The 25,156-nt window shown below is 33.6% G+C and carries 24 protein-coding genes and 1 other RNA gene; 10 read left to right on the top strand and 15 right to left on the bottom strand.

The features are described from left to right. Nucleotides 1–91: 91 nt before the first annotated feature. Nucleotides 92–488, bottom strand: a transfer-messenger RNA (tmRNA) gene (gene ssrA / locus C4F50_RS17925). 67 nt (nt 489–555) lie between these two features. Beyond that, nucleotides 556–1,758: a serine hydrolase domain-containing protein gene (locus C4F50_RS17920; RefSeq protein ID WP_194140022.1), complete on the bottom strand. Its 1,203-nt coding sequence runs from the start codon at nt 1,756–1,758 to the stop codon at nt 556–558. Between the two features lie 240 nt (nt 1,759–1,998). Here C4F50_RS17920 and C4F50_RS17915 point away from each other — a divergent pair, with 240 nt between their 5' ends. Further along, the gene (locus tag C4F50_RS17915; RefSeq protein WP_194140021.1) at nt 1,999–3,201 is read left to right on the top strand and encodes an NAD(P)-dependent oxidoreductase; all 1,203 of its coding nucleotides are present in this window, start codon (nt 1,999–2,001) and stop codon (nt 3,199–3,201) included. A 219-nt stretch (nt 3,202–3,420) separates the two neighbouring features. On the opposite strand, the gene fumC is transcribed toward C4F50_RS17915, so the two are convergent. Next, nucleotides 3,421–4,806: a class II fumarate hydratase gene (gene fumC, locus C4F50_RS17910; protein ID WP_194140020.1), complete on the bottom strand. Its 1,386-nt coding sequence runs from the start codon at nt 4,804–4,806 to the stop codon at nt 3,421–3,423. A 376-nt stretch (nt 4,807–5,182) separates the two neighbouring features. On the opposite strand from fumC, the gene C4F50_RS17905 reads away from it, so the two are divergent. Next, entirely contained in the window at nt 5,183–5,362 is a 180-nt protein-coding gene (locus tag C4F50_RS17905; RefSeq protein WP_194140019.1) for a hypothetical protein, read from the top strand. A gap of 182 nt (nt 5,363–5,544) precedes the next feature. On the opposite strand, the gene C4F50_RS17900 is transcribed toward C4F50_RS17905, so the two are convergent. Both C4F50_RS17900 and arsC read right to left on the bottom strand, forming a co-directional pair. Further along, nucleotides 5,545–8,001, bottom strand: coding sequence for a TonB-dependent receptor (locus tag C4F50_RS17900; RefSeq protein ID WP_194140018.1), 2,457 nt, complete (start codon nt 7,999–8,001; stop codon nt 5,545–5,547). A 92-nt stretch (nt 8,002–8,093) separates the two neighbouring features. Continuing rightward, nucleotides 8,094–8,438 carry an arsenate reductase (glutaredoxin) gene (gene arsC / locus C4F50_RS17895; RefSeq protein WP_194140017.1) on the bottom strand — a complete coding sequence of 115 codons (345 nt, stop codon included), beginning with the start codon at nt 8,436–8,438 and terminating at the stop codon, nt 8,094–8,096. Nucleotides 8,439–8,551: 113 nt separating this feature from the next. Between arsC and C4F50_RS17890 the strand changes: the two genes are divergently transcribed. Next, nucleotides 8,552–9,484, top strand: a complete 933-nt coding sequence (locus C4F50_RS17890; RefSeq protein WP_194140016.1) for a CPBP family intramembrane glutamic endopeptidase — start codon at nt 8,552–8,554, stop codon at nt 9,482–9,484. Between the two features lie 6 nt (nt 9,485–9,490). Next, the gene (locus C4F50_RS17885) at nt 9,491–10,531 is read left to right on the top strand and encodes an AMP-binding protein (protein WP_194140015.1); all 1,041 of its coding nucleotides are present in this window, start codon (nt 9,491–9,493) and stop codon (nt 10,529–10,531) included. 82 nt (nt 10,532–10,613) lie between these two features. Here the strand turns inward: C4F50_RS17885 and C4F50_RS17880 are convergent, their stop codons facing one another. From C4F50_RS17880 to C4F50_RS17870, 3 genes are all read right to left on the bottom strand, one after another. Next, the gene (locus C4F50_RS17880) at nt 10,614–11,828 is read right to left on the bottom strand and encodes an RsmB/NOP family class I SAM-dependent RNA methyltransferase (RefSeq protein WP_194140014.1); all 1,215 of its coding nucleotides are present in this window, start codon (nt 11,826–11,828) and stop codon (nt 10,614–10,616) included. Between the two features lie 147 nt (nt 11,829–11,975). Beyond that, complete coding sequence (locus C4F50_RS17875) at nt 11,976–13,970, bottom strand: KUP/HAK/KT family potassium transporter (protein WP_194140013.1); 1,995 nt, start codon at nt 13,968–13,970, stop codon at nt 11,976–11,978. 131 nt (nt 13,971–14,101) lie between these two features. After that, nucleotides 14,102–15,382: a hypothetical protein gene (locus C4F50_RS17870; protein WP_194140012.1), complete on the bottom strand. Its 1,281-nt coding sequence runs from the start codon at nt 15,380–15,382 to the stop codon at nt 14,102–14,104. A 472-nt stretch (nt 15,383–15,854) separates the two neighbouring features. Between C4F50_RS17870 and C4F50_RS17865 the strand changes: the two genes are divergently transcribed. Next, on the top strand, nt 15,855–16,916 hold the full coding sequence (locus C4F50_RS17865; RefSeq protein WP_194140011.1) for a WD40/YVTN/BNR-like repeat-containing protein: 1,062 nt from the start codon (nt 15,855–15,857) through the stop codon (nt 16,914–16,916). Nucleotides 16,917–17,010: 94 nt separating this feature from the next. On the opposite strand, the gene C4F50_RS17860 is transcribed toward C4F50_RS17865, so the two are convergent. The 5 genes from C4F50_RS17860 to C4F50_RS25700 all read right to left on the bottom strand — a co-directional run bounded on the left by C4F50_RS17860 (nt 17,011) and on the right by C4F50_RS25700 (nt 20,037). Next, nucleotides 17,011–17,469, bottom strand: a complete 459-nt coding sequence (locus C4F50_RS17860) for a sensor of ECF-type sigma factor (RefSeq protein WP_194140300.1) — start codon at nt 17,467–17,469, stop codon at nt 17,011–17,013. A 21-nt stretch (nt 17,470–17,490) separates the two neighbouring features. Next, a complete protein-coding gene (locus C4F50_RS17855; RefSeq protein ID WP_194140010.1) occupies nt 17,491–17,907 on the bottom strand; it encodes a hypothetical protein in 417 nt (138 codons plus the stop codon). Between the two features lie 33 nt (nt 17,908–17,940). After that, nucleotides 17,941–18,483 carry an RNA polymerase sigma factor gene (locus tag C4F50_RS17850; protein WP_194140009.1) on the bottom strand — a complete coding sequence of 181 codons (543 nt, stop codon included), beginning with the start codon at nt 18,481–18,483 and terminating at the stop codon, nt 17,941–17,943. Between the two features lie 79 nt (nt 18,484–18,562). After that, nucleotides 18,563–19,723: an SRPBCC family protein gene (locus C4F50_RS17845; RefSeq protein ID WP_194140008.1), complete on the bottom strand. Its 1,161-nt coding sequence runs from the start codon at nt 19,721–19,723 to the stop codon at nt 18,563–18,565. Between the two features lie 125 nt (nt 19,724–19,848). Continuing rightward, nucleotides 19,849–20,037 carry a hypothetical protein gene (locus C4F50_RS25700; protein WP_228012075.1) on the bottom strand — a complete coding sequence of 63 codons (189 nt, stop codon included), beginning with the start codon at nt 20,035–20,037 and terminating at the stop codon, nt 19,849–19,851. 148 nt (nt 20,038–20,185) lie between these two features. On the opposite strand from C4F50_RS25700, the gene C4F50_RS17840 reads away from it, so the two are divergent. Next, nucleotides 20,186–20,566 (top strand): pyrophosphohydrolase domain-containing protein, encoded by a 381-nt coding sequence (locus C4F50_RS17840; protein WP_194140007.1) that lies wholly within the window; start codon nt 20,186–20,188, stop codon nt 20,564–20,566. A 68-nt stretch (nt 20,567–20,634) separates the two neighbouring features. On the opposite strand, the gene C4F50_RS17835 is transcribed toward C4F50_RS17840, so the two are convergent. Continuing rightward, entirely contained in the window at nt 20,635–21,705 is a 1,071-nt protein-coding gene (locus C4F50_RS17835; RefSeq protein WP_194140006.1) for a branched-chain amino acid aminotransferase, read from the bottom strand. 296 nt (nt 21,706–22,001) lie between these two features. On the opposite strand from C4F50_RS17835, the gene mnmC2 reads away from it, so the two are divergent. Further along, a complete protein-coding gene (gene mnmC2 / locus C4F50_RS17830) occupies nt 22,002–22,664 on the top strand; it encodes a tRNA (5-methylaminomethyl-2-thiouridine)(34)-methyltransferase MnmC2 (RefSeq protein WP_194140005.1) in 663 nt (220 codons plus the stop codon). Nucleotides 22,665–22,832: 168 nt separating this feature from the next. Then, nucleotides 22,833–23,030, top strand: a complete 198-nt coding sequence (locus tag C4F50_RS25695; RefSeq protein ID WP_228012074.1) for a hypothetical protein — start codon at nt 22,833–22,835, stop codon at nt 23,028–23,030. 112 nt (nt 23,031–23,142) lie between these two features. On the opposite strand, the gene C4F50_RS17825 is transcribed toward C4F50_RS25695, so the two are convergent. After that, on the bottom strand, nt 23,143–24,087 hold the full coding sequence (locus tag C4F50_RS17825) for a LysR substrate-binding domain-containing protein (protein WP_194140004.1): 945 nt from the start codon (nt 24,085–24,087) through the stop codon (nt 23,143–23,145). A 108-nt stretch (nt 24,088–24,195) separates the two neighbouring features. Here C4F50_RS17825 and C4F50_RS17820 point away from each other — a divergent pair, with 108 nt between their 5' ends. Continuing rightward, nucleotides 24,196–24,675 carry a Dps family protein gene (locus C4F50_RS17820; protein WP_194140003.1) on the top strand — a complete coding sequence of 160 codons (480 nt, stop codon included), beginning with the start codon at nt 24,196–24,198 and terminating at the stop codon, nt 24,673–24,675. Between the two features lie 121 nt (nt 24,676–24,796). After that, a complete protein-coding gene (locus C4F50_RS17815) occupies nt 24,797–25,078 on the top strand; it encodes a hypothetical protein (RefSeq protein ID WP_228012073.1) in 282 nt (93 codons plus the stop codon). Nucleotides 25,079–25,156 lie beyond the last annotated feature (78 nt).

Genomic DNA, 25,156 nt, shown 5'->3' with positions numbered 1-25,156 from the left:
AACAAAATCCTGAGAATCAAAATTCTCAGGATTTCTTTATATGAGATATGTCGTTCTAAATAAAAAAGGAAGGTGTTTGATACCTTCCTTTCTGTGGAGTCGCCGGGAATCGAACCCGGGTCCAAACAAGCAACTAAAGAGCTTTCTACACGCTTATTTCCTGATTGGATTTTCGATGTTAAGCTAGGTCAGGAACAACCACTCAACACTTATCTTCTTAAGTTTTGAAATCCACCCGAAGCTCATGGAAATCTAGGTTTATTTTTACGGTTCCCCTTGACAGAACGCCACAAACCAAGGCTTTCTAGGAGAATCCAGCTTCTCTACCTTGTAGAGACGTGGCTAATCGTACTATGATTCGGATTATGCAGCTAAAGCGTAGTTATTTTCGCCGTGTAAAATTGTGAGATCTTATATTTACGAGCAAGGTCTCAATGCTCGACGTGCTTACTTTTCAATTCGACTTGCTGTCAAAACCAGTCGACCCCGAAAAATGAGTCTGCAAATGTATACTATTTACAATTACTTTTTATTAAAAATTTCAGAAAAATTTGGTTATTCTTCTTCTTTAAAATTAAATGGATAATCTCCAAAGATTGGAGCCAGCTTGCGAACTGCATAAGTATTTCTCGTCATCTTATTCGAAAGTGCAATTATCGTAACGCCCTCATTCATCAAAGTAATGTAAGATGAGGTATTTCCGTGCCACCAGCCGTTGTGGAAATAGTAATTCTGTCCTGTTTCCCAGTTGATCATTCTAATGCCCAGACCGTAGTTTTTGGTGCCTTTACGTTCGTTACTGTAACCGGTATAAACTTGCTTAAGCAATTCGGGTTTCAAGAAATCGGGTGAATTTCTAGCGCGGTCAAATTTTAAAAGATCGCGTGCGGTCGAGAAAATATTTTTATCGCCGTAAACATTATCCAGATAGTCAAAACCAATTTCAACACCGTTGCCTTTGTACGACGGAACAATTTTTTTTCTATCCTTATCGTCATCAAAAACGTAAGTGTGCGTCATTCCCAGCGGTTTAAAAATCATTTCTGACATTGCTTCTTTATAACTCAGGCCGGTAATTTTTTCTATAATAAGTGCCAGCATTGCATAATTGGTATTACAATAACTAAAACGGGTTCCAACTCTAGACTCAAGACCGACATCTTTGGTTGCCAGAATATCCAAAATATCTTTATTGGTAAGCTGGTTGTGTCTGTCCCAAACCGATTTGTCATGATCGGTAAAATAGGCATAATTACGCATTCCCGTGCGATGGCTCAAAAGCATTCTGATGGTGCATTCTTCGTATGGAAATGTTTTTAAAATTGTATTTACTTTTTGATCCAGATCAATTTTGCCGGCATTTACCAGCTTCAAAATTGCAGTTGCAGTCAAAACTTTACTTACCGAAGCGATTTGTACAGGAGTTTCGGGTGTTATTTTTGTTCCTTCATTTTTATTGGCAAAACCATTGTATCTCTCAAAAAGAATCTGACCGTCTTTGGCGACCAAAAAACTTCCGTTCATGTTATTATTGGGCCAGTTTTTATTGTAAAAATGATTAATTCTTCCGACAACACTATTTTTATAAGCCTGGGAAACTTTTTTTTCAGGACCTAAGGGTTTCATTTTGGGTAAAGTATCTTCGACTTGTGGTTTTTCGGCAGTTTCAGCTTTGTTTGTTTTTCCGCAAGAGCTTAAAACCAATGTTGCGAAAAGTATTTGTAGTATCTTTGTTTTTTTAGGGAAAATCATTTGCATCGTTCTTTAAAAACAAATATATCGAATTCAATTTTGTTGATTTCTTACTTATAGATAATCTAAAGCCTTGTTTTAACATTTTGTTAACAGTATTTAAATTTAGTTGTCTGTATTCCAGTTTGTAACGGTTTTTAAACATTCTAAATTACAATTTAACAACAAAATTTTAACTAAAATTGTTATATTTGAAACAAAAAGTAGTCAAAAAGTTATATTATAAAATATATTAAATCTGTTTAAATGAAATTTGGAATCATAAAAGAAAGAAAAAATCCGCCTGATAGAAGAGTTGTTTTTACTCCAGACCAATTAGCAAAATTAAAACAACAGCATCATGATTTAAGTATTGAAGTAGAAAGTTCTGATATTAGAATATTCAGTGATTTAGATTACAAAAATATGGGAATCACGGTTACAGAAGATATTTCGGGCAGTGATGTTTTATTTGGTGTAAAAGAAGTTCCGGTCGAAAATTTGATTCCAGACAAAAGCTATTTCTTTTTTTCGCATACTATCAAGAAACAACCTCATAATAGAAAACTGCTTCAGGCTGTTCTCGAAAAAAATATCGTGTTGTACGATCATGAAACCATTGTAGATGAATTGGACCGCCGTTTGATTGGTTTTGGAAGGTATGCCGGAATGGTAGGTGTGTACAACGGAATCAGGGCTTTTGGAATTAAGTTTGAATTGTTTAAACTTCCTAAAGCAGAAACGCTTTCTGGGAAAGAAGCTTTGATAATGCATTTAAAACGCATTACAATGCCGGCGCTGAAATTTGTTGTCACTGGAACCGGAAAGGTGGGAAGCGGTGCAAAAGAAATCTTAGATGCTATAAAAGTCAAAGAAATTACTATAGATAATTATTTGACTAAAAAATATGCTCAGGCTGTTTATGTACAACTTGATGTTTTAGAATATAATAAAAGAAAAGACGGCCAGGTTTTGGATTTTAATGATTTTGTAAAAAATCCTGATGAATACGAATCTGATTTTGAAAGGTTTACTAAAGTTTCGGATATCTATTTTGCAGGTCATTTTTATGCTAATAATGCTCCAATGATTTTGACCAAAGAAATGCTTAACGCAAGTGACTGTAAGTTAAAAGTTGTTGCCGATATTTCTTGTGATGTTAACGGACCTATCGCTAGTACGCTTCGATCGTCTACAATAGAGGAGCCGTTATACGGTTATTTTCCGTTAGAAGACCGAGAAGTAGATTTGTTTCACCCTGCAGCAGTGGCGGTAATGGCTGTGGATAATCTGCCTTGTGAAATTCCAAAAGATGCCAGCCAAGGTTTTGGAGAACAATTTTTGGAACATGTAATTCCTGCTTTTTTTAATAAGGATAAAGATGGAATTCTAGAACGTGCAAAAATTACAGAAAACGGAAAATTGACCGCAAGATTCAGTTACCTGCAGGATTATGTAGATGGGAAATAGGAGTTGTTTGAAGTTTCAGGTTTCAAGTTTAATGTTAAGCGTTAATTGTTAAGCGTTAAATGTTAAGCGTTATTAAAAAGGGAGAAAATTTTAAATTTTCTCCCTTTTTAATAAATAAGTTCATTTCTATTCGTTTAGTATTTCAAACCTGAAACCTGAAACCTGAAACCTGAAACTTGAAACTTGAAACCTGAAACTTCAAACCTGAAACAAAAAAAACTAAACCATTTCCTCCGGTTTTACCCAAGCATCAAAATCTTCTGGGGTTACATAGCCAAGACGAACAGCTTCCTCTTTAAGAGTAGTTCCGTTTTTGTGAGCAGTTTGGGCAATTTCAGCTGCTTTATAATAACCAATTTTAGTATTTAAAGCGGTAACAAGCATTAACGAATTGTCTACCAATTCTTTGATTCGTTTATGGTTTGGTTCGATTCCTTGTGCACAATGTTCATCAAATGAAACGCAGGCATCTCCAAGCAAACGTGCCGATTGAAGGAAGTTAGCGGCCATAACAGGTTTAAAAACATTTAATTCATAATGTCCCTGCATACCGCCTACGGCAATTGCCATATCATTCCCGATAACTTGAGCGCAAACCATTGTCAAAGCTTCGCATTGTGTCGGGTTTACTTTTCCAGGCATAATAGAAGACCCTGGTTCGTTTTCTGGAATGTGAATTTCGCCAATTCCAGAACGTGGTCCAGAAGCCAGCATTCTAACATCGTTTGCAATTTTGTTTAAAGAAACAGCCAATTGTTTTAATGCGCCATGTGTTTCAACAATGGCGTCGTGCGCTGCAAGGGCTTCAAATTTATTCTCTGCGGTTACAAAAGGCAGATTGGTAAATTTCGCGATATATTCGGCCACTTTTACATCATAACCTTTTGGAGTATTTAATCCTGTTCCGACTGCTGTTCCGCCAAGGGCGATTTCAGCTAAGTGTGCCAAGGTGTTTTTTAATGCTTTTAACCCAAAAGCCAATTGAGCAGCGTAGCCGGAAATTTCTTGTCCTAGTGTTAACGGAGTAGCATCCATTAAATGAGTACGGCCAATTTTAACAACGTCTTTGTATTCAGATGCTTTTTTTACCAATGTTGCGTGCAGTTTTTCAACACCTGGAATGGTAGTTTCTACAACCATTTTATAAGCTGCAATGTGCATTCCGGTTGGGAAAGTATCGTTTGAAGATTGCGATTTGTTGACATCGTCATTGGCTTTTATAAATTGTTCGCCTTCTCCGATTTCAAAACCTTTTAGAACTTGTGCGCGGTTGGCGATGACTTCGTTAACGTTCATGTTGCTTTGTGTGCCAGAACCGGTCTGCCAAATTACAAGCGGAAATTGATCGTCTAATTTTCCAGCTAAGATTTCGTCGCAGACTGCTGCAATGGCATCTCTTTTTTCTACAGGCAAAACTCCTAAATCGTAATTAGCATAAGCCGCTGCTTTTTTTAAATAGGCAAAACCTTCTATGATTTCTGCCGGCATAGAGCCTGAGTTTCCTATCTTAAAATTGTTTCTAGAACGTTCTGTCTGCGCACCCCAATATTTATCGGCTGGAACTTGAACTTCGCCCATGGTGTCTTTTTCTATTCTGTATTTCATTGGTATTTGTAAATATGTTGTTTGTAAAAATGTATTTTCTGTTTTGTAAAATGTGTTTTGCAAAATGTTTTAATCTGGTTATTTGTAATTTCTTTTGAAAACTACAGTTCTAGCCCTGATGGGAGCGGCATCCTTTTTCTGTCTTCTTTAGACAGGAAAAGATACAGCGGACAGCAGGATCAGCTCCTGATAAAACCTACTATTCTCTTTTTTAAGGGTTTCAAATTTTAATCGATTTTGATGCTGAAAGAACCCTTATTTAAAATGAGTATAAATATAGTCATAATTGTTATTTTATAAAAATTGATTTGGTTTTTATTGGTGCGGAAGAATATATGGCTTACATTTGTAGCAACATTCAAAAATTCCGGAAAACATGTTTGAATTTTCACAGTACTTAGGCTTTTTACTTTTCTTAACCATTCTTACTATAGGATTTTGGTTAATGTTTTTCTTAGTTGGTTTCGTATCTTATTGGGTTACTGGAGCAAGCTGGGAAATGATCAAAGAAAAGAGAGCTAGAAAAAGACAAGAAGAACAATCTTTTAAAATATAATTTTTTAGATTGATGTCATAAAAAAAGAACCCATTGGGTTCTTTTTTTTATTTATAAATGTTTCGACAAAGAAAATTCTAAATTTGTAAATTTCAAGTTTCAATTTAACTCAAAAAAGAAATCCAAATTCCAATCGCTAACAATTGGAATTTGGATTTTTTTTATTGGAATTTATGAATGTGTTATCCTGGGAATTCGCCTCCATCTCCATTGCCATCATTTCTAGGCTGTGCATTTTTATCTCTATCACTTTTCGATTTGTTGAAACGGTAAGTGAATGATAAATTGAATTGACGTTTACGCCATTGCATTTCTCCGTAAGAAGTTTGGTTATCAAGGTATGTGTAGGATTTCATAATTCTTGAATTGAAAACATCACTGATGTTAAATGCGATGGTTCCTTTATCTTTCAATACATCTTTGCTAAATGAAGTATTCATTCCGAATTGGCCTAGGTTTTTACCTTGAGCTGTTTTTTGTTCGCCATTGTACATACCAGTTAACTGCCAGTCAATTTTGTATGGTAACGTTACTTTTGAGCTGATTCTTGCAAACCATGAATTGGCTTTGTTGTCCAGATTTTGTGTAATAACTTCACCTGTAACGAAATCAGTATAGCTGTTTTCTCCTGTTGAATTTACATTGAAGAAATTAAAATTACTATTTAATCTCCACCATTTGAAAGGGTTGTAGTTAAAAGTAAATTCAAAACCGAATTTTTGTTCTTTCCCTAAATTGATTGGACGGCTTAAGATTACCGGAATTCCATCTACTAATTGACCTGTTGGAGTTCTTACAAAGCTGAAAACATCTTTTGTGTCTTCAAAGTAAGCAGAAGTACTGAAAGTAACTTTTGTCCATTTTTTTAAGTATCCAATATCAAACTTATCAGTTAAAGAAGGATCTAAATCAGGATTTCCTTGAAAGATATTAATGTTACTTGAGTAGTTAACTGCAGGATTCATAAAACGTCCTCTTGGGCGTGATAAACGTTTACTGTAGCTGATGTTGAAATTGCTTTGATCAGAGATTTCATAGCTGATAAAAGCACTTGGGAATAAATTGTTGTATTTTTTGGTGTTAAAATCATTAGTATCTAACAAATTAACTTGGATATTGGTGTCTTCCCAGCGAAGACCAAATAAATAAGAAAATTTATTCACTTTAAAACCATATTGTGTATAGATCGCATTAATGTTTTCTTTGTATTCTAGATTGTTAGAAAGATTTGTGTCTTTTGCGCCTTGAGCATCAGTAACAAAATATTCATTGTTCAAATCGCCAAAACTTCCTTTATATCCTGCTTCAAACTGTCCTCCTTTTCCTAAAGGGAGTACGTAATCTGCCTGAAATAAAACTTGTTTTTGAACTTGATCATTTAAAGTTGAGTTCACGATGGTGTTTGGCGACGTTGAAATTTCGCTATTGCTGTCGTCTGTATTTCTAGAAATAGACAAATCAGCAGTAAGTTTGTGTCCTTTATCGTTGAAATTTTTGATTAAGTTTGACGTGAATTCGATATTATCACTTCCCGTATCTGCATTGTTTAAACGATAAGTTGATCCTGTAAAATTACGACCGGCATCAAAATTATTATAATTGATTAAATCTTTGTCTTCTCCAGTGTTATTTTGGTAATTAATGGCATTGGTCCAAAAAGTGTTTTTAGTAACTGTCCATTCTACACCGGCTCTGGCATTAAATCCATTACGAATTCTTTTGGTATCACGATCTTCGTCAAGATAACTTTTTGTAGATCCGTCTTCGTTGAAATATTGAGAATTAGTTAAACCAGTTCCTTCATTGGTTCTGTAATTATAGCCTGCAGTAGTAAAGTAGTTTAATTTCTCAGTTTTATAGTTTAAATTTCCGCTTAAACCATAGGTTTCAGGAATTCCGGTAGAAGCAATAAATGTTCCGTTGAATCCTTGATTTTTTCCTTTTTTAAGGATGATATTGATGATTCCAGATCCACCTTCGGCATCATAACGCGCAGATGGATTGGTGATAACTTCAACTTTATCAATTGCATCGGCTGGAAGCTGTCTTAAAGCTTCTGCCATATTAATAGCTTGCGAAGGTCTTCCGTCAATTAAAATACGGATGTTATCGCTTCCTCTTAAGCTTACATTTCCTTCGGTATCCACAGAAACAGAAGGTACATTGTCTAAAACGTCGCTTACAGTACCGCCTTTTACCATCATGTCCTGACCAACGTTGTATACTTTTTTGTCTAGTTTAATGTCTACTGTAGATTTTTCTGCACGTACTACAACTTCATTCAATTGTGCCGCATCTTCAGATAAATTAACTACACCCAGATTGGTGTCACCTTGAATGCTTTTTTGCTTGATTTCTGTTGGTTTAAAAGAAATAAATTCAATTTTAATATCGTAAGTTCCTGGAGCAACTGTTATTTCAAATTCTCCTTTAGGATTAGTGATACCGCCTGAAATAACTTTGGTATCATTTGGAAGTGTTATCGAAATAGTAGCATATTCTAAAGGTTGCTTTGTAACTTTTTCGAAAACTTTTCCGGTAACTTTAACTTTGTTTTTGGCTCCTGGCCCTTCTTGTGAATAGTTGTAAAAACTTGTCAGTAAGAAAACAAGCATTACAGCAAATTTGATTTGTTTCATTTTTTTTTGGTGTCTTTCTCTTTTAGACGCCAAAAGTAGTTTTTGGTTTAAAGAGTTAAATCATAAAAATATGTTAATAATACATTTTAGAATTATTCTAAAAAAGAAGCAACTCGTTCCAGATCCCTTCCAATAATAGCTTTTCCGTCTTTAATCACAATAGGTCTTTCAATCAAAATAGGGTTATCTATCATAGCCTGAATGACTTGGTCGTCATTTAAATCTTTTCCCTTATAATTTTCGATCCAGATTTTTTCTTTGGTTCGAATGAGTTGTAAAGGTGACAGATTTAATTTTTGAAGCAGGGTTTTTAATTCTTCAAAAGTCGGAGTTTCTGTTAAATAGGGAATAATTTCAAATTCTTGATTGGTGTTCTCAATAAAAGCCAAACAGTTTCTTGATTTTCCACAGCGTGGATTGTGATATATTTGTATCATTTTGCTATATTTAATTGTTTGTTTAAAGGCCGGAATAAAAAGCGGTATTTTAGCGAGATCAAAAATAAGATTATCTTATTAGAATTGAATTGTCATTTTTAAAATTTGAGACTATGTTTTTAGAACAAGGAATTAAACCTGAAAATAAATTTTGGAAATATCTTTTAGGATCTGTTTTTATAATCACAGCGTCTTTTGTGGGGCAGATTCCGATTTCTGCAGCTGTTTTTTATAAAACATTTACAGAAAACAAAGCTTTTCCAACAACCAATGAAGGTGTAATGAAAATGTTTGAATCGAATATGACGTTGTTCCTTGTAATGATTTCGTTTGTTTTTGCCTTTGCCGGAATTTATTTTGTGGTCAAATACATACACCATCAAACCTTGTTATCCGTAACAACTTCTCGCTCAAAAGTAGATTGGAAACGTATTTGGTTTTCGTTTTTTTTATGGGCTTTTTTTTCTGTTCTGAGTTTTTTATTTGTGTACTTAAAAGCTCCAGAGCAATTTGTTTTTAATTTTAAACCAATTCCTTTTTTTATATTATTGCTCCTAGGTTCCATATTAATTCCGATACAAACGACTACAGAAGAGTATGTTTTTAGAGGTTATTTAATGCAGGGTTTTGCTAATCTTGCACAAAATAGATGGTTCCCGCTTATGATGACTTCTTTAATTTTTGGATCGATGCACTGGTTTAACCCGGAAGTTACCAAGATGGGGAATATTATTATGATTTATTATATCGGAACAGGTTTGTTTTTGGGTATAATTACCTTAATGGACGAAGGGATGGAATTGGCTTTAGGGTTTCACGCGGCAAATAATCTTATAGGTGCACTGCTGGTTACTTCAGACTGGACGGTTTTTCAAACGCATTCCCTTTTTATAGACTTATCTGAGCCCTCAGCAGGAATTGATGTTATTCTGCCTGTGGTCGTTATTTATCCTATTCTGCTTTTTATTTTTAGTAAAAAATACGGCTGGACAAATTGGGAAAAAAAAATATCAGGAAATATTCTCATTAACAAAGAACTAAACTAAAAAATTATGCCACATTTAACCCAACATAAAGTTCATAATTATTTTAAACTAAACGGCTATCACTTAAATGCTAAAGATTTGTGTCAAATTGCCTATAGTTATGTAAAAGAAGGAGATGCGTACGAAAAGGCTATTGGTGAGTTTTTTCTAGACTGGTTTGATAAAAAGAGTTATATCGAAATGACTACTTCCGGCACAACAGGACTTCCAAAATTAGTCAGACTAGAAAAACAGGCCATGATACAATCGGCTCTGGCAACTGGGGATTTCTTTGGCTTGGTGCCGGGTAATAGAGCTTTGTTATGTCTGCCAACGCAATTTATCGCAGGAAAAATGATGCTGGTTCGAAGTTTAATTTTAGGTTTAGAATTAGATATTACAGCGCCAAGCGTTACACCTTTGGCATTTAATACAAAAACTTACGATTTTGTGGCAATGGTGCCTTTGCAGGTTCAGAATTCTATTGAGAAGCTGGTCAATATTCGTAAACTGATTATTGGCGGTGCAAAACTGGATACCGCTTTAGAAGAAAAATTAATGCCCCTGAAAACAGAAATTTACGAAACATACGGAATGACCGAAACGATTACGCATATTGCGGCAAAGCGTTTAGGCACTCCTGCTTTCTCGATACTGCCAAATGTAAAAATAGCTCAGGACGATCGTCAATGTCTGGTGATAAATCTTGCTTCGGTTTCTGATGAGCCTATTGTGACAAATGATTTGGTTGATTTGATTAATGAGCAGCAATTTGTTTTTTTAGGAAGAATTGATAATGTAGTGAATAGTGGAGGAGTGAAGCTTATTCCTGAACAGATCGAAGCGAAACTGATTAATAAAATCAATTCTAGATTTTTTGTTACCGGACTTCCTGATGCTGCTTTAGGTGAAAAGCTGGTTTTGGTGATTGAAGGCGAAAAACAAGATTTTCCTGCAGATTTCTTTGATGTTTTAGGGAAATACGAAAAACCGAAAGAAATTATTTTTGTTGCCAAATTTAAAGAAAATGAAAATGGTAAACTACTAAGGAAACCAACCTTAGAGTAGAGGTTTACGAATTCTAAAAATAAAAATTCCAAATTCCAATTTTAATCTTGGAATTTGGAATTTAAAATATTTGGAATTTCTTTTACTTTTTTCTTTCCATCAAAGCCATATAGAATCCGTCAAAACCAGATTCAGAAGCCAATAATTTGCGGTCTTCAATAAAAGTAAACTGCTGTCCGATTTCTGTTTTTAAGAATTTTTCAATTTGTTCTTGATTTTCAGATGGTAAAACAGAACAAGTAGCGTACACTAGTTTTCCTCCTGGCTTCACGATTTTAGAATAGCTTTCTAAAACTTCTGCTTGAACTTTGCGAATGTTGTCGATAAATTCAGGCTGTAATTTCCATTTAGAATCAGGATTTCTTTTTAAAACTCCCAATCCGCTGCAAGGTGCATCAATCAGTACACGATCTGCTTTTTCGTGTAATTTCTTGATTACTTTAGTGGTGTCGATAATTCTGTATTCGATATTAAAAGCACCATTTCTTTTAGCTCTTAACTTTAATTGCTTTAATTTACTTTCGTATAAATCCATTGCAATCAACTGCCCTTTGTTTTCCATCAAAGAAGCAATATGAAGTGTTTTTCCACCTGCACCTGCACAGGTATCTACTACGCGCATTCCAGGTTTTACATCCAGAAATCCGGCAACCAATTGCGAGTTGGCATCCTGTACTTCAAAAAGTCCTTGTTTAAAAGCATCTGTCAAGAAAACATTCGCTCTTTCTTTTAATACAAGCGCTTCTGGCTGGTCTTTTAAATATTCTGTTTCAATATTTAAATCCATTAATGTATTTCTAAGGCTTTCTTTGGTACCTTTTAAAGTATTGGTTCTCAAAATAACTTTTGCAGGCTGATTTTGTGCTGTAATTTCTTTAGCCCAAACCTTTTCGCCAAGTTCTTTTACGCCCAGCTCGTCCATCCAATCCGGGATAGATTCTTTTAATGCTCTGTTTTTAGACAACTCGTCAAAACGACCTTTGATTTTTCTTTCTGGAGTTCCTTCCAACTGTCTCCAATCCGGAATTGGGTAACCGCGTAAAACGGCCCATACAGCAAACATTCTCCATAAGTTATCTCTGTCATACGGCTCTTTTACATCGGCAATTTCTGCGTATAACCTTTTCCAGCGAACTATTTCGTATATCGTTTCAGCAACAAATTTCCTGTCAGAACTTCCCCAACGTTTGTCTTTTTTTAATGCTCTTGCTACCACTTTGTCTGCATATTCTCCTTCGTTGAAGATAGCATTCAAAGAATCAATGGTAGTATAAACTAAATTTCTGTGTAATCTCATTTTGTTAATTTGAAGTGCAAAGGTACTATTAATTGATTGAAAGTGAAATTTTTAATTTTAATTGTAATTTGATTTTCATTTAAAAGAAAAAAAACACTCTAATAAAGTTAAAAGAGTGTTTTCTGAATATATTTTAGAATCCGTTTTTTATTTTTTTTCGTCTTCCTTTTTTACAATAATTCGAGTTAATCCAATGTTTTCTGGTGCGTGCAGTACCATTGGGAATTTTTCTACTTTAACAGAACTGCTGTCTAAGCCAAAAGCTCTTTCTTCGGACAAACTCAGTTTTTTGATGAAGAAATAAGAGTTCATAATAATGTTTTCGTGCCATCTTAAATCATTATCATTAGATAAGAATTTCTCAGACAATACAAATTTGAAATCACCAATAATATTGTTTTTGTTTAAAGATTCGTAACGACTCGTAATATCTACTTCACCGCGTTTAACCATCTCTTTAATAACTTCTCTAAACATTAAATTGATTTTTGTAGGCTCTCTAAAACCTAAATTAAAGTCAATTCTGTAAATATCATCTTTAGCAATTTCGGTTACTTTATACTGCGTTTTATAAGGTTCTGTCAGAATGTTTACGTGAACAAACCAATAAATGTCAGCTCTTTTTGGACGTTTTTGCAGGATAGAATAGATCACTTTTTCCTCCAATTCATCAACACGGTTTGCGTTGGTCATATAAACCAAATGTGTCGCATATTTTGGAATGGATAAATCTTGGCTCAATTCTACTAATACTTGTTTATAGTCATCAATTTTAACCACTTTAGTGTAGTTTTTGTTGATTTTCTTAGCCAGATACCAAATCGTCATTACCGAAATAAGCATTGAGGCAATGATTAATGTAACGTAACCTCCTTCTGCAAATTTGGTAATGTTTGCGATTAAGAAACTAAATTCAATTAATAAATAAATAGTGATCAAGGGTACCATGAAGTACAATTTGACACGTTTCATAATTAAATAATAGTTCAATAAGATCGTCGTCATAATCATGCATAAAATAATAGCAAGACCATAAGCGTGTTCCATATTTCCAGATTTTTCAAAGTGCAGTACGATTCCAACACAACCAATAAATAATAACCAGTTGATCGATGGAATATATAATTGTCCTTTTACTTCTGTAGGATATTTGATTTTAACTTTTGGCCAGAAATTCAAACGCATCGCTTCGTTGATCAAAGTAAACGAACCGCTGATAAGAGCCTGAGAAGCAATTACAGCTGCTAGGGTCGCAACAACAATTCCGAATGGTAAAAACCAATGCGGCATGATTAAATAAAACGGATTTCCGTTTTCACCTCCCAATTGCTGCAGTGTACTTCCTTCGTGGTGAATTAAATAAGCGGCTTGTCCAAAGTAGTTTAATACTAAAGTTGCTTTAACAAAAATCCAGCTTATTCTAATGTTTTTCCTGCCGCAGTGCCCCATGTCAGAATACAAAGCTTCTGCTCCTGTTGTACATAAGAATACGAAACCAAGAACGAAAAAGCCATCAGGATGGATCGATAAAAGTTTGTAAGCGTAATAAGGATTAATAGCTTTTATAACTTCTGGATAATGCAGTACTTGTATAGCTCCCAACGTTCCAAGCATTGCAAACCAGATTAACATCATCGGAGCAAAAAATTTGCCGACAAGTTTGGTTCCAAACTGCTGAATGGTAAATAATACAAATAAAATACTGATTACAATATAAACGATAGTCTGCGTTTCCATTGTTGGATAGAAAGCCCTAATTCCTTCTACTGCAGAAGAAATAGAAATAGGCGGCGTAATAATCCCGTCGGCAAGCAGGGCGCTTCCTCCAATAATGGCGGGTACTATAAGCCACTGAATTTTTGTTTTCTTGACTAATGCATATAGTGCAAAAATTCCACCTTCACCGTGATTATCGGCACTTAAGGTTATAAGTACGTATTTTATTGTCGTTTGCAGAGTTAGTGTCCAAAATACACAGGAAATACCTCCTAAAACAATATCTGCATTGATGGTATGATCGCCGAGAATGGCTTTCATTACATATAATGGAGAGGTACCTATATCTCCATAAATAATCCCTAAAGTTATTAATAACCCCCCGAGAGTCAGCTTACTATGTAAACTTTTATGCGATGCGCTCATGTGTGTTTTTATAAAAGACGGTTGCAAATTTACTGTTTTAAAACAAATTAGAGCCAATTATAAGTAAAAAGATAAAAAAAAGCACAATCGTAAAATTGTGCTTTATCTTTTCAATATATTTTAATTTAAGATTAACCTCTTCTGCCCCCGCGAGAACCTGCATTGTTGTCTCTTTGCGATTGCCCGCCTCTAGATTCTTGGCTTGCTCTAGGAGCCTCAGAACGCTGCGTATTTTGCTGCGGTCTTGCTGTTGCAGTTCTGTTTTCGTTGTTCGAACGGTTTTCAGAATAACCTCTGGACTCATTTCTTGGACTGCTTGACGGTCTGCTCATTCGGTTTTCAGAATTTCTGTTCTCGTTTGAGTTAGTGTTTCTAGGTTCTGCTCGCTGTGTGTTTTGAGTTCTTGCAGGAGTGTTTTCTCTAGAAGGATTGTTATCACGGCTTACAGCTCTAGGAGTGTTTTCTGTACGAGGAGCATTGTCTCTGCTTTCATATCTTTGTGTATTTGTACTTCTATTGGTGTTGCTGTTTCTATCAGCTGAAGATCTGTTTTCTGCATAATTACGATTAGAAACTCTATTTTCATTAGATACGGGTCTTGATGAACTGGTTCTATTGGCGTTGTAATTTCTGTTGGTATTGTAATTGTTTCTGTTACTTTCTCTGCTGGCAACACGTCTTTGATCTAACTCATATCTGTTGTTTACATTCGAGTTTCTTTGAGCAAAGCTGTAATTAGGACGCATTCTTTCGTAACCATAACTACGTCTTGTTTCGTACATAACAGGTGCTCTGTAGCTTCTTCTGGTGTTTACATAGTTGTAATGATTGTTTACGTTAATACAGATGTTGATATTATTTCTGTATCTATAAACAGGATATGGTGTCCAAGCAGTGTAATACGTTGGGTAATAATTCCAATAATAAGCAGAAGCATAAGGTCGGTAGTTGTTCACCCAAAATGAAGTGTAGATTACTGGCACAACACTGTAAACAGGCTCGTAAATATAATTGGCACCATATAAATAAGTGTTTCCAACAACTTGAACACTTACTTTATTGTAATTGTCTCTTTCTACATCAATCGTTGCCACATCTTGGTAGACATCACGATCTAGTACAGCCTGAATGATCACAACGTGAGTTCTGTCTTCTACAGTTTCGATAACACGAAGATAATCTACTTCGTTATCTCCATTTAAGTCAAGATTTGATATTTGATATTTAGGATCATTCAGACGTCTTTCAAAATCTTGAAGATTGGCTGATTCTCCAAACATTGAGGCAACAGCTCTTAAATCTAAATTATCACTTATATCTGAGTTTTTTGCGTAAACAGTAGTTTGACTTTGTGCTGCACAAGAACCAAAAACTAATGCTACAAGCGCTATTAAAAGTAATTTCGTTTTCATGATAAAATCCATATTAAATTATTGTATTAGAAGGTATCCAATTACTGTGCCACAAAAAAAAGTTACTGTTTTCTGCAGTGTATTTTTAAAGTTAATTTTTTTTTAAAACATTGTAAATGAGTGCCTTTTGTGTTTTTCTGAATTTATTTAAACTATGGGTTATTTGAGGTACTAATTGTTTTTTATAGTAAGAATATATAAATCATTCCTCTTAAATGTATATATCGGCATTTGTTGTTTTTGATTCTGGGTTCAACTAATTTGTTTAATTTTTAATTTTTTAATTTTCAATTAATTTAGAGTCGCTAAATTTGCAAATTAAGGCAGAATCTGGGTGCGGTTATTGGCGAATTATTTTCTTGTTAATTCACTTACAATGTAAAGGATTCAGTTATTATGCCTTAAAAAAAAATAATTTAAATAATATATGTGGTAAATAATTGTATTTTCGCAAAACCCTAAATTTAATTATATGAAAAAAATATTACTTCTTTTTGGTGCATTTTTGTTATTGGTGTCTTTTAAAACTTTCAATTATAAAGATAAAATAGAAGTTTACAACTGGTTTTCTACTGTAGAAGTTGACACTTTATTTAAGGATCACATTAGTATTCGTGCTATTTCAATTGATAAAAATAAGATTTGGTACGGTGCTGATAATTCTCGTTTCGGTTTTTTTGATTTAGATAAAAGAGAAAAATTCGAAGAGCATATTTATCGCGATACGCTTAGATTAGAGTTTAGAAGTATTGCACAGACTTCAAAACACATTTTTTTATTAAGTGTGGCAAATCCTGCACTGCTTTATCAAGTTGATAAAAAAACGAATAAACCGAAATTAGTTTATAAAGAAGTTAATTCAAAAGTTTTTTATGACAGTATGCAGTTTTGGAATGATAAAGAAGGAATTGCTATTGGAGATCCTACAGAAGATACTTTTTCTATTGTGATAACGCGTGATGGCGGCGAATCTTGGACGAAAGTACTGTCGGATAAACTGCCTACAAATGCCGTTGGAGAAACTGCATTTGCAGCAAGTAACACTAATATTGTAATAAAAGGAGATCAGACATGGCTGGTTTCTGGAGGAAAAAAATCACGAGTTTTTTATTCTGCAGATAAAGGGAAAACATGGAAAGCTATTGATACTCCAATAGTACAAGGAAGAGAAATGACAGGTATTTTTACAGCCGATTTTTATGATGAAAAACAAGGTTTTATTGCTGGAGGAGATTATGATGATCAAGGTAAAAACTCGGATAATAAAGCATTTACTAAAGACGGTGGTAAAACTTGGCAGTTAATCGGTCAAAAACAAGGTTTTGGTTATACTTCTTGTGTGCAGTATGTACCAGGAGGTAACGGTCAGGAATTGGTATCAGTTGGTGCTTCTGGAATACATTATTCTACAGATGGAGGAGCAAGCTGGGTGCAATTGTCTGATAATGCAAAATTCTTTACAATACGCTTTCTAAATAAAAACACTGCAATTGCAGCAGGTTATAACATAATGGCCCGTCTGAATTTTAAATAAAATTCAGTCACAACATAAAATAACAAGACCCCTAAATAATAAAGTAAGTATTATTATATAGGGGTCTTATCGCTGTTGTACGGTACGTTGCTATTTAATCTTTACCAGCTTTGTCTCGATATTGCTGTAATAATTTTCGATTAAAATCGTCTTCAGATTTTTTTAGCTGTAATATTTTTTTAGCAGAAAGGATTTTTTTCAAATTTGCCATGTATTTTTCTCGAAGCAGATACAGTTCTTTATCTGTGCTTTCCATTTGAGAAAGTAATGTAGTGGCTTCTTTATCTGTCATAGAACTTAGATTATCATCATCTAGTTTGTGCAGATACGTTTTCATTTTTAAATGCCTTAATTCGAATTGTTTGTCATCATAGGCATTGTAAATAGGCCAGAATTTTTCTGCTTCTGTAGAAGATAGTTCTAATTCTGTAGTTAAAAATGAAACTTTAAAAGCTTTGACTTTTTCTCGTTTTTCATCTGTTTTAGTGCCTTGGGCAAAAAATGAAAAACTTAGCAGAAAGAGCAGCAGTGATAGTCTATTTTTAATTTTAATTTTCATAGCGTAAGTTTTGTTTTATTCTGAAATTAAGTTTTCTATGTTTGGGTTTGAAGATAAAATATCTTCAAGGGTTTCATCTTCTAATGCAATATTCTCGTTGAGTTTCTGAAGATCTTTGTTGTCTAATTTTTGAATTAAATCATATTGATTTAAATTAGATTGATACGACAGGTAAGTTTCTAAAGTAGCTTCATCCAGATCATTAGAGGTTGCATTATAATTGTTGACAATAGGAATCATTAATGCCAAAACAATTACCGCTGCTGCAGCTAAACTTATTATTTTACTGCGTTTGTAGAACGGAATTACTTTTACTTCTTTTTCTTTTTCTATCTGTTGTAAAACTTTTGCCGAAAAAGTATCAAAATAATGTTCCGGAGCTTTAAACCCAGCTTTTATTTTCGGTTCGTTTTCTAATTTAAATGTTTTCATAATACTAATTAGACAGTTTTTATTACAAAAGGTTTAATTTGTCGTAACATATAATTCAATTTTTTTAACAGCATGATGATAAGATGCTTTTAAGGCACCTACAGATGTTCCTAAAATTTCTGCTATTTCTTCATATTTCAATTCTTCAAAATATTTCATTTTAAAGACCAGTTGTTGTTTCTCAGGAAGCGTAACAATGGCTTTTTGAAGTTTAATCTGAATTTCATCACCGTCAAAATAGCTGTCGGCTTTTAAATTGTCAATAGTTTTGTTTTGCAGATCCTCAGAAGTGATTCCATTCAATTTAGCCTTTTGGCTTAAAAATGTCAAAGCTTCGTTGGTTGCAATACGGTACATCCAGGAAAAAAGTTTACTTTCTCCTTTAAAATTTTTAAGGTTCTGAAAAACCTTTACAAAGGTATTTTGTAAAACATCGTCTGTATCGTCATGATTCAAAACAATATTTCGAATGTGTGAATACAGCGGTTTTTGATAATCGGATAGGAGCTTTTGAAACGCTGTGTTCTGCGTTTGTGGATTCAATAATTCTTGTATAAATTCCCTTTCGTTTATCAAACTTTCATAGATTTATCAAACCTTATGTTTGGTTAGAATCTAATTTTTATAAAAGGTTTAAAAGGAACCTAAAAAAAAATTAAAATTCAGATTGTTCTTCTTCTGGTTTAGGAGCCGGAGCTGTTGCAGCAGGTTTTGGCTGTACTGGTTTTGGCTGTGCCGGCTGTGCTTGTGTTGTAGTGTCTGTGTTGTACACAGGAGCTTTGACAACAGGCACTTCTTTTGGTTTGATCGGGAAATAAATTTCGGTCATCAATTTAGAAGGACTTTTAACGTCTAATTTGCTGATGGTTAAGATTTCAAGATGCGACCAGCCCAATTCAGGAGTTATTTTTTCTTTATTGATAAAAGCGGTAGTTTTTGCAATTGCTTCGCTTGTATGAGAATAATCTCCCGTTAAAGTTGTTTTTACAGCGTCAAAGCTATTTAGTTTGCCAGATAAAATATCGCTTCCAGAACTGATAGAGATTTCTTTGTTAATAGGCAGACAGATAGAAATTTTTGCCAAACCAGAAGCAGTATCATAAGTGTGGTAAATAATAAACGGTTTTCCGTTTGATGCGAGTCCGTTTGTTTCACTAAAATGAACGAGTTTAGGAATCACAATTCGGGCATTCTTATTTATCTTTTTTATTTCGCTCGTAAAAGTTTGTTTAATATAGGGAGTTTCTGTTTTTTTGACCACGCCATTAACTTTGATAGCATACGTTTTGGTTTCGTAGTCTAGATTTTTGTCAATATTAGCAAGGCTTTTTTCATACATAGTTCCAATCACGCGGTCTGAGCCTCCATGAAGAGCGGCATAAATTTTAAACATAAAGCTCATAGTCCCTTTACCTTTCCAAGTAACTTTTGTTTTTCCGTTCAGGGTATCTTTTAAAGTCCAGTTTATTACAGCATCTGTACCTTCGTGTTTTAATTTTTGTTCAATACTTTCGCCTTCTTTTGTTTTTAATGTGATGGCATTTCCTTTTCCTTCTGTTCCCTCCCAATAAAAATAAGCGCCGTTTCCAGTTGTTTTTTGAGGAAAAGTCATTTTCATTGCTGGATCTTCAACAGCCCAAGATTCAAAATCTTCATAATTTCTAAAATCATTAAGATAGCTGTAAACAACTCCTTTTGGAGAATTGATAACTTTACTTCTCTCTACTGTAAAATCGCCTTTTTGAGTGGCAACAAAAACAGTAAGAGCTACAAGGCTTAATAATGCTAAAAGAAATAAGTATTTAAGAATCTTCATTGGTAGGGTGTTTGGTCGTAAAGTTATAAATTTTTATCTCGAGTCTTACTTACAACAAAAAATTTCTAATTTTTATTATACTAAACTTAGTCTTTTTTATTATTAAATAAAAAAAGATTTAAAGTTTATCGTTTCATAAAGATTTTGATTAAAAATAGTATAAGTATGAAAAGAAGGAAAACTAATAATACTTTATAATTTCCTTTGTAAAATATTTTGTGAAGGGCCAAATCTTTGCGGTAGGCAAAAATCATGATAATAACAAATACGATAAAAAAGCAGATTCCAAATATAACTTGTCCTTGACTAAACATAATTTTTTTTTTGGCAAATTTAGAGAATTGAATGCGAATTTGTGTCGATTTCTGATTCGATTAAAGGGCAAATGATCGCTATTGGTGTTAAAAATTCATTAAAATAATGTAATTTTAAAAACTGATACAAAAAAAGAAAAAAGAGAATATGAAAAAACAACTCGACGCCGTAACAGAATTCCATACCGCTTTTAGAATTGGACACAGCCAAATACCTACAACCGACCTTAGTTCGGAGAAAAAACTGCTTCGTTATAATTTAATGAAAGAAGAAAATGAAGAATATCTTGAAGCGGTTCAAAACAATGATTTAGTCGAAATTGCCGATGCTCTTGGAGATATGATGTATATTTTATGCGGTACGATTATAGAACATGGGCTTCAGGATAAAATTGAGGCTGTTTTTGATGAAATTCAGCGTAGTAATATGAGTAAACTAGGTGAGGATGGACAGCCGATTTACCGCGAAGATGGAAAAGTAATGAAAGGTCCGAATTATTTTAAACCTGATTTCTCGAAATTATTTTAAAGAAAAGGATAATAAAAACAAAACCCGATAATTTTATCGGGTTTTTGTTTTTATTCTAGATTTTGGGTTTATTGAACTTTAACAGTCCAGCCAAAAGTATCTTCAGTAAGCTTGTTTTGAAGACTTGTTAGTTTCTCTTTTAAAATAGAAGCGTATGAGTTTTCAATCGGAGTCATTTCATAATATTGATCCTGATAAGAGAACCCTTTAATAACACTGATTACCGCAGCTGTTCCGGCACCAAAAATTTCTTTAAGAGATCCGTTTTTAGCAGCTTCAACCAATTCTGAAACAATTACAGGACGAACTTCTACATTAAGACCTTCTTTCTTTGCCATTTCAATTAAACTTTTTCGGGTAATACCATCCAAAATTCTTTCGCTTGTAGGCGCAGTCAATAAAGTATCGTTAATTCTGAAGAAAACGTTCATCGTTCCTGCCTCTTCTAATTTTGTGTGTGTGGCATCATCAGTCCAGATCACTTGTTGAAAACCGTCTTTGTTTGCCAGGTTGGTTGGGTAAAACTGTGCAGCATAGTTTCCTGCAGCTTTTGCAGCTCCAATACCACCATTTGCTGCCCTGCTGTAATGTTCAGCAATAATTACTTTTACTTCGCCTCCGTAATATGCTTTTGCAGGAGAAAGTAAAATCATAAATTTATATTCGTCAGAAGGATTTGCAATAACCCCAGGACCTGTAGCAATCATAAAAGGACGAATGTACATACTTGCTCCGTTTCCTCTCTGGATCCAGTCTTTGTCCAATTTCAATAATTCATTCAAACCATCCATAAAAACTGCTTCTGGTACTTCTGGCATTGCCATTCTCACTGCAGAATTATTAAAACGTTTGTAGTTTTCATCTGGTCTAAACAACCAAACATCATTATTGTCATCTTTATAAGCTTTCATTCCTTCAAAAATAGCCTGTCCATAATGGAAGACTTTTGAAGATGGATCCATTAAAATTGGAGCATAAGGCTTAATGACAGGGTTTTGCCATTGTCCATTTTTAAAATCGCATTCGAATAAATGGTCTGTAAATACAGCACCAAAACTTAAGTTATCAAAGTCTACTTCGTTTATTTTTGTCGAAGATGCTTTTATGATTTCAATTTTGCTTGTTTGAGTTGTACTCATAGTTATGTAAGTTTTTTGTGATGTATCATGTACTAAAGTGATGATACTATGTAAAATAGAATTTATTGAATGCAAAATTACGTAAAAATCTCTAAAATGCTTAGTAAAAACGCATTAATTCCTCTCTTTAACTGCGATTTATTTATCCTATAATAAACTTAAATATTTAATTGATTTTTATAAAGAATTTGTGAAAAAAGGATCGTTTTTTAAGGCTTTACGCATTTGTTTTGAGTAAATTTGAATATTAAAATGGCTGAAAAATTAACATAAAGCCATTGTAAAATTCGAAAAAAGTGAAAAGAGAAATAATAAAAACGTTAGATGGTTCAACTACAATTCATTTGCCTGAATGGGATGAATGTTACCACTCTAAACACGGCGCAATTCAGGAAGCAAAACATGTCTTTATTAAAAACGGCCTTTCGTTATTTGAAAAGCCTGTTACTTTATTAGAAATAGGTTTTGGAACTGGTTTAAACGCATTTATCACTTTTTTAGAATCTGTTAGAAAAGAACAAACAATTGATTATGTTGGAGTAGAAGCTTATCCTGTTGCAAGTGACGAAATTTTAGAAATGAATTACGCCGAAGAACTAGGATCATTGGAATTTCGTAACATTTTCGAAAAAATGCATAAATCAGAATGGGACCAAAAAACGGAAATTAGCAGCCGTTTCTCGTTAACCAAAAGAAAACAATTTTTTCACGAAATAAACGATTTTGAAACTTTTGATTTGATTTATTTTGATGCCTTCGGATATCGCGTGCAGCCAGAGCTGTGGAGTACCGAAATATTTCAGAAAATGTACAATAGTTTAAAGCCGAATGGAGTCTTAGTAACTTATGCAGCCAGAGGAGTTGTAAAAAGAAGCATGATTGCTGTAGGGTTTACCGTAGAAAAATTGGCTGGACCACCGGGAAAACGAGAAATGTTTAGAGCCGTTAAAACCCTTTAAAAATGAATTGTTTAGAATGATTCTATATTGATTTATTTGTTTTAAGAAAACGTATTCGTTGCTAAAGTTTTTAAAAAAATAAGTTAAAAGAGGTTTTTATATAGGTAATTTGTTTAAATTTGGTGCGAGTTTAAAAAAATAGATAACCCCCAAAAATCTTATTTTATTATGTCAAAAATGATGTTCGATTACACGAAATCAATACTCGAGAGAGTTAGTTTCGATCCGGTACTTTTCTGCAAAGAGCTAGAAAAAGCTATCAAAACACTGTTACCATACGAAATGGAACAACTACAAGAATGGTTAATGAATTTTATTATCGAAAAGCCAGAACTACAGCAAAGTCTACTACTGATTAAAGTATAAAAAAAGGAGCCAATTTGGCTCCTTTTTTATTTTGTAGACATTATATTAGCTGTACGAGATTTAACCAAAGTCCGCGTTCAAGCGCTAGCAAGTAAAATTTGATCTTGCTCCGCTATTTCTTTTGCTGCAACGGACTTATGATTTGAACATTCTGAAAAACAATTGCTCCTTTTATAACACCAGCAATTGTAGATCGAAGCGCATCAATAATCTGCATTTTTAATTCGCTTTTTGGGTAAATTAAACTCACCTCGCGGGCAGGTTTTGGTTCTTTAAAGTTTCGAAGCTTTAATTTATCAGATTCTTTCAAGTCTAAAGTGTGCAGGTACGGAAGTAAAGTGGTGCCTAAGCCTTCGTCTGCCAATTTTATAAGTGTTTCAAAACTGCCGCTTTCGATCTGAAAATTACTTTGATCCGTCTCTGAAACCGTTTTGCACAGATTTAAAATTCCGTCCCTAAAGCAGTGGCCGTCTTGTAAAAGTAAAATTTCATTCAAGTTTAAATCGGCAACTTCAATCTCTTCTTTTTGAAAACTGGAGTGGCCTTCTGGAATGTAAGCTACAAAAGGTTCAAAATACAAAACAATTTCTTTTATTTTTTCATCCTCAAGCGGTGTTGCGGCAATTGCAGCATCAAGATGTCCGTTTTTTAATTTTAGGATAATTTCTTCTGTATTTAATTCTTCAATCAACAGTTTTACTTTCGGATATTTTTTAATGAAATTATTCAAAAACATCGGAAGCAGCGTCGGCATAATGGTCGGAATAATTCCTAAGCGAAATTCTCCGCCAATAAAACCTTTTTGCTGTTCTACAATATCTTTGATTCTATCGGCTTCATTAACAATGTTTTTTGCCTGATTAACAATTTTCTGTCCAATATCGGTAAGCTGGATTGGTTTTTTACTGCGATCGAAGATTAAAATATTGAGTTCTTCTTCGATTTTCTGAATCTGCATACTTAAAGTAGGCTGTGTAACAAAACATTTTTCGGCTGCAAGGGTAAAGTTTTTGTGCTCCGCAACTGCTAGAACATATTGTAATTGAGTTATCGTCATTTGGATAGTATTTTGTGATGTAAAAATAAGAAAATATAATTTTTAATTATATAATTATTTTGAAGATGTTTTAAATTTGTAGTAAATTTATAGTAAAAAATAAGTATTATGAAAACAAACATTTTAGGTTTACCTATAAAAGAATCAGAAGTATTAGTTCAGGAATTAAACGTGTTATTGTCAAACTTTCAAATATATTATCAAAATTTAAGAGGAATTCACTGGAACATTCGCGGGAAGCGTTTTTTTGATTTACATGTAAAATTCGAAGAATTATATACCGATGCACAGTTGAAAATAGATATGATTGCCGAAAGAGTTTTAACTATTGGCGGTACTCCTCTGCATACTTTTGAAGATTATATCAAAAATAATAAACTTACGGTAGGAAAAAATATTTCTAATGACGAAAAAGCGGTGCATTTAATTGTGAATTCGCTATCAGATTTGTTGAAAATAGAGAGAGAAATATTAAACAAAGCAGACGAAATCAGTGATGAAGGAACGAATTCTATGATGAGCGACTTTATAGCAGAACAGGAAAAGACAATTTGGATGATGAATGCGTGGTTAGAAGAAACGCTTTAATCTGTTGTTGTTTAAGTAATTATAAGCAGGATGAAAGTCGAATTTCATTCTGCTTTTTTATTTTGTTAAATTTCTATCAAAATCTCTTTGATTTTATCTGTTTAACGTTATTTTTGTTTCGATGAAATTAGTGGCCCGCATATTATTATTCATATTTATTGCTTTCTTATCGACCCCGACAATTGTTCAGGCGATAAAGAAAGGGAATAATACGGCTGTGTCTTTTAGTATTGCTGAAGAAGAAGTACATAAAGAGCTTAAAAACGTAATGCATCCTACAATTCTAGAACATGAAGTTATAATTCCGGTTTATATCGAGAAAAAAACGATCATATCAGAAAATATTGTAAAACTCGACAATATTTCTCCGAGCATATTTGCTCCACCTCCTAATTTAGCATAATACTTTCGGATTATTTGACCTTAGCCGCATTTTTATAAATGGGGAAAATCTTTAATGAATAATTTTTTTAGTATTGTA

Origin of the sequence: Flavobacterium hungaricum, from assembly GCF_015182285.1 — a bacterium.
GTDB classification, from domain to species: domain Bacteria; phylum Bacteroidota; class Bacteroidia; order Flavobacteriales; family Flavobacteriaceae; genus Flavobacterium; species Flavobacterium hungaricum.
The sequence above is the reverse complement of the archived record's forward strand: the minus strand, read 5'-3'. Positions and strand labels throughout refer to the sequence as shown.